4 protein-coding genes are annotated in these 5,825 nt (G+C 53.9%); all 4 read left to right on the top strand.

The features are described 5' to 3' along the window. Nucleotides 1-4,729, top strand: a 4,729-nt coding sequence (locus AC2A1E_RS23755; RefSeq protein WP_484385801.1) for a hemagglutinin repeat-containing protein, incomplete at its 5' end; no start/stop codon positions are given. Further along, nucleotides 4,726-4,974: a hypothetical protein gene (locus tag AC2A1E_RS23750; protein WP_484385800.1), complete on the top strand. Its 249-nt coding sequence runs from the start codon at nt 4,726-4,728 to the stop codon at nt 4,972-4,974. The genes AC2A1E_RS23755 and AC2A1E_RS23750, both read left to right, overlap by 4 nt. Before the next feature lie 91 nt (nt 4,975-5,065). Then, nucleotides 5,066-5,344, top strand: coding sequence for a hypothetical protein (locus tag AC2A1E_RS23745; protein ID WP_484385799.1), 279 nt, complete (start codon nt 5,066-5,068; stop codon nt 5,342-5,344). Further along, nucleotides 5,341-5,586 (top strand): hypothetical protein, encoded by a 246-nt coding sequence (locus tag AC2A1E_RS23740; protein ID WP_484385798.1) that lies wholly within the window; start codon nt 5,341-5,343, stop codon nt 5,584-5,586. Before AC2A1E_RS23745 ends, AC2A1E_RS23740 begins: the two co-directional genes overlap by 4 nt. Nucleotides 5,587-5,825: the final 239 nt, after the last annotated feature.

Here is a 5,825-nt window from a genome sequence, read left to right as displayed (position 1 = left end):
TGACCGTTTTACCCATTACGACTACACCCGCACCATTACCGAAGACCGGGTGAAAGAGACCGATCCCGCCAAAATCCTTGCCGGGGGCAATCTCAGCATCAATGCGGGCAGTGTGCTCAACGACAAGAGCCAGATCATTGCCGGTGGCGCACTGGTGCTGCAGGCCGGATCGCTGGATAACGTCGAGGTGGAGGCCAACCGCCAGATCAACGATGTGGGCAAAGCCTACTACTATTCACGTCACCAGAATAGCAAAGGCACCGACTCCTCTAATGTCGATGACGTTGATTACCAACCGCCGACGGTGATCCAGGGGATCACCCTGAAACCCAGCACCCTGGCAGAATACACCCAAGGGCAAGGCAGCAGTCTGGTGATTGATGCCCAGCAAAAAGCCGATATCAATGGCGATATCCAGGGTGCAGCAGGCATTAATGCCGCGCCGATTACCGGGCCGGGTGCAGGCAACCTGCTGCCGGTGGTGCCGGGGGCCATCACCCTGCCAGCGGGCAAAACCTTCGAGGTGAGTCTTGGCGATTCCGGCAAGGTGGTGCGCCTGGTGGGGCCGAACACCCAATTACCGGACAACAGCCTGTTCCAGGTGCGCCCGGAAAGCAGCCCGTATCTGGTGGAAACCGATCCGCGCTTCACCAACCAGAAACAGTGGCTGGGCTCGGATTACATGATGAACGCCTTCACCACCGATCCGAACAACGTGCTGAAACGCCTGGGGGATGGCTATTACGAGCAGCGGCTGATCCGCGAACAGGTGATCGCCCTGACCGGCAACCGTTATCTCGACGGTTTCCAGAATGACGAAGAGCAGTACAAGGCCCTGATGAACAACGGGGTGGAATTCGGCAAGAAATACAACCTGACGCTGGGCGTGGCATTGACTGCCGAACAGATGGCGCTGCTCAGTGGCGATATCGTCTGGCTGGTCGCCCAAACGGTGACGCTGCCGGACGGCAGCACCCAGCAAGTGCTGGTGCCGCAGGTGTATGCCACCGTCAAGGCGGGTGACCTGGACGGCAGCGGAGCGTTGCTGGCCGGGAAAAATGTCGGCCTGAATCTCACCGGCGATCTGACCAACAGCGGGCGCATCAACGGCCAGCAGAGCACGCAGATCCTGGCGGAGAACATCAACAACCTGGGCGGTCTGATCCAGGGTAACGATGTGGCGCTGAAAGCGCGGACCGACATCAATAATGTCGGTGGCGTGATCGCCGGGCAACAAAGCCTCACCGCAACCGCCGGGCGGGATATCAACGCCATCACCACCACCCGCAGCGCTGAGAGCGCCGGTGGTGACTTTGCGCGTAACACGCTGGACCGCGTTGCCGGGCTGTATGTTCAGCAGCCGGACGGTACGCTGGCGTTGCAGGCCGGGCGCGATGTCAATCTCACGGCGGCGCAGGTGGTCAACAGCGGTGAAGGGGGTACTACCTCTATCACCGCCGGGCGTGACCTGAACCTCAATACCGTCACCACCGGCAGCAAGGACAACCTCAACTGGGGTGATAACTGGCAGCACCATTCCAGCAGCCAGCAGGTCGGCAGCGAAGTGGTCGGTGCAGGAAACGTTCAGTTGGGGGCCGGACACGATGTAAACATTACCGCAGGCAACGTCTCTGCCGGTGACAAGCTCAGTGTGGCAGCGGGTAACGATATCAACATTCAGCAGGGCATCGACACTAGCACGCTGGACCAGCATTACAAGGCGACCAGCAGCGGTATGCTCTCGAAAACCACCACCGAGTCGCGGGATACCATTAGCCAACAGACCGTCAACGGTAGCCAGTTGAGTGGCGACAGCGTGAGCATGCAGGCGGGACGTGATTTGACCGTCACGGGCAGCAGCGTGGCGGCTACGCAAGATGTGGCTCTTTCCGCAGGCAACAATTTGAGCCTGCAGGCGGCGACCGAGCAGCGTGAAGAAACCCATATGCTGCAAGAGAAGAAAAGCGGGCTGTCCGGCACCGGCGGTATCGGTTTCAGCTACGGCACCAATGACACCAAAACCACCGATGATGGCAAATCTCAAACCAGCGTCGGCAGCACCGTGGGCAGCACCCAGGGGAATGTGACCCTGAATGCAGGTAATAATCTGACGGTTCAGGGTTCTGACGTGCTGGCCGGAAAAGATATCAACCTGACCGGCAAGGAAGTGAATGTCCTGGCGGCAGAAAACCAGAGCAGCCAGAAACATGTGGTAGAACAGAAACAGAGCGGTCTGACGCTGGCGCTCTCTGGTACGGTAGGCAGTGCAGTGAGTTCAGCGGTATCGAGCGCTAACGACGCCAGCAAGGAGAGCAGTGGGCGTCTTGCTGCCTTGCAGGGAATGAAGTCGGCGCTAAGCGGTGTACAGGCCGCCCAGGCCAATGAACTGCGCAACGCCGGGGATGAAAAAACTAGCCTGGTGGGGCTGAACCTCTCCTATGGCAGTCAGTCGTCGAAATCCGAGCAGACGACCAACCAGTCGCAAAGCCAGGGCAGCACCCTGACCGCAGGCAACAATCTGAATATCCGTTCGACCGGCACCGATATCAACGTTCAGGGCAGCCAGTTGCAGGCCGGGAAGGATATCAACCTGAATGCGGCGCGGGACGTCAATCTGCTTTCCGCCCAGAACACCCAAACGGTGGATGGCAAGAACGAAAGCCACGGCGGATCTGTCGGTGTGGGTGTGAACTTCGGTCAGGGCAAGAATGGCCTGACGCTGAACGCCAGCGCCAACAAAGGTAGCGGTTCTGAGAGTGGCAATCTGCTGACCCATACCGAGACCACGCTGAACGCCGGTAACAACCTGAATATCACCAGCGGGCGCGACACCACCCTCACCGGGGCACAGGTGAGCGGCGAGAAGGTGATGATGGATGTGGGTCGCAACCTGACCTTAACCAGTGAGCGCGACAGCGACAACTACGACTCTAAACAGCAGAACGCCAGTGCAGGCGGCAGCGTTGGAGTGGGCACAATCAGCGGTTCGGTTAATCTGAGCCGCGACAAGATGCACAGCACCTACGACAGCGTGCAGGAGCAAACCGGGGTCTTTGCGGGTAAAGGCGGCTTTGATATCACCGTGGGTGAGCATACCCAGTTGAACGGGGCGGTTATCGGCTCCACCGCCACGGCTGACAAGAACAAGCTCGATACCGGTACGCTGGGGTTCAGCAATATCGAGAACAAGGCGGAGTATCAGGTTGAGCACCAGAGCGTGGGTATCAGCAGCGGTGGCCCTATCGGTGGGCAGTTTGCGGGGAACATGGCTAACGGTCTGCTGACCGGGGTGAACGGCAGCGGTAGCGCCAGTTCAACTACCCAGTCGGCAGTGAGTGAAGGCACCATCACCATCCGTGATCAGGCGAACCAGAAGCAGGATGTTGGTGACCTGAGTCGTGACGTGGAAAATGCCAACCCTGGGCTGGACAAAATCTTCGACAAGGAAAAAGAACAAAACCGGCTGAAAGAAGCACAGCTCATTGGCGAAATTGGCAGCCAGGCGGCTGATATTGCCCGGACTCAGGGGGATATCAACGGGCTCAAAGCTGCGAAAGAGAAGTACCCGGATAAGACAGCCGAGCAACTGCGTGAAACTAAAGAATATAAAGATGCCATGAAGCAATATGGCACCGGCAGTTCACTACAGCAGGGTATTCAAGCGGCAACGGCGGCCATTCAGGGACTGGCCGGTGGTGATATGGCTAAAGCCTTGGCGGGAGCCAGTGCGCCGTATCTGGCGGAGGTCATTCACAACATGACCACAAGTGCGGACGGCAAGACAGTGAATACCGAAGCCAATCTGATGGCCCACGCCGTTCTGGGTGCAGTAACCGCAGCAGTGAATGGCAACAGCGCATTAGCGGGAGCATCCGGCGCGGTAATGGGTGAATATATCGCCCAGCAGATGTACCCTGGTATCAGTCGTGACGATCTGACGGAAGAACAGCGTCAGACTATCAGTGCGCTGGGAACCCTGGCAGCAGGTTTGGCTGGTGGTATTGTGGGTGACAGCACGGCTGACGCGGTTGCGGGGGCGCAAGCGGGTAAGAACGCTCTCGAGAATAATAACCTGAGAACCCTGGCGGCAGCCAATAAAGAAAAACCTGGCACGATAGAACAATGGCAAGTTGATAAACAAGCGGAAATCAAGGAGGCCTGTAGTGGTGGAACACCTGTATCTTGTCAGACGATGGTTATGGCCGCAGGAAGTGCATTGGCGTGGCCGTTATTGCCGGAAACGGCAATGACTACCAGTTTGGTTGGCGGCATGGCGAACGCAGGAGTCCAGTATGGAGTTAATGGTAGCGTTGATCCTAATGATGTAATTCTCGCATACTGGACAGGGGCATTGACCGCCAGTACCGGAGTTGTTGGCACCGTTTATTGGAATGGGGTCGGTGGTGGAGCATCAGCTTACCTTAAGGGCGACGATCCTTTCCAAGCGGGATTGATTAGTGGCGCAGGTGCTGGATTTGGCTATGGAATTGGGAAATTGTTCTCTCTAGGAACTAATGGAGCTGGTAATTGGTTAGCAGACGGATGGGATCCTAAATTTAACCCAGTACTACGCAACCAAACTGAGGTTACAGGGCAGTTCACTATCTCAAAAGACATGTTGCCCAGTAAAGTTCCAGGTGTTGTTGGTAATGTGGGTTCCTCTCTTGCAACAGAGGGAACAAACGCTTTTACTCAAGAGCAGCTAAAAAATATCCAGGAGAAAAAATGATGTTTTCAAAGAAAAGTATTATTAGGTTTCTTTTGTTAAATATCATTTGGATATTGGTTGTTTTTTTTATGGCTTCTGTCATTTTTTTCATTATTAGAAGTTTTACTTGGTATGCCATTGGCGGGGATTTTCTTTTTTCTTTCATGGATATCAAAAGAGCTTTCAAAGTGGCAGTATTAGTGGGGCCTGTTTGTGGGATGGGATTTTGGGTTTTATATCGTCAAAGTTCCCGTTCTTGTAAATAAAAGGCCTTGGCCAAATTCAATGTGAATGTAGATGTTAATGATTCTTTGTTTGCTTACTGGACTGGTGCCATCACAGCCAATAATGGGCTAATTGGAACAGTTGGCTGGAGTGCAACAATCCAGTTATCTCAACGGGAATGCCCCGCTAACAGGTGCGTTAATCAGTGGTGGAGCTGCAGCATTTGGTTATGGGATTGGTAGCAAACTGGTTGGAGGAAAGTTAGATCAGTTCTTTAACCCCAACAGGAAGAGTTACTTATGGTCTGATATCGGAATGGGTATATCGAAACCTTTACCATTAAGCCCCCTACCAGCAGTAATTGGCGGTGCAGTTAACTCTGCTATTAAGTTGCAAGGAGACAGTAAATGAGTCGTAAAAAATGGTTGTTCCTGCTGCTTTACTTATTAGTTTCTTGCGTTGCAATATTAATAATAATGGCATTAGTTACATACGTTGCCGTTAGATTTTTCTACTTCATAGGGTATGGCACACCATTTGAGCTATTCTATATTGACATATTGAAATATATAAAAGCTGCTTTTTATGGAGGAGTTGTAGTCGGAGTAGGTTGTTGGTGGATTTATTATCGACATTATAATTCTCGGCAGTAGTCTAAGGACCCCAGCTTTGTCTGGGGTCACGTTTTCTAAGCTCTAAATCCCCTTTTTCCCGCCGTTGCGGCCGTACTATACCGCGCATAATAGTGACTTCCAGTTGTTCAGCTTCGGTAAACCTTTGTAGTCCCTCCGTTTTTTAGTACCACCGCCAATAAGGATCTCCGCTCAGTTTTTGCCTCGCGTAGATAACTGGCCAATCGCCACCGATAATCAACTCACTATTGTCCCAAACC

It is taken from the genome of Serratia sp. HNCC26DJ206 (genome assembly GCF_057180605.1).
This window is presented reverse-complemented; position numbering and strand designations above follow the sequence as displayed.

Bases quoted from the DNA above. Each gene is read 5' to 3' on its own strand.
- AC2A1E_RS23750 (WP_484385800.1), top strand. From the start codon at position 4,726: ATGATGTTTTCAAAGAAAAGTATTATTAGGTTTCTTTTGTTAAATATC.
- AC2A1E_RS23740 (WP_484385798.1), top strand. From the start codon at position 5,341: ATGAGTCGTAAAAAATGGTTGTTCCTGCTGCTTTACTTATTAGTTTCT.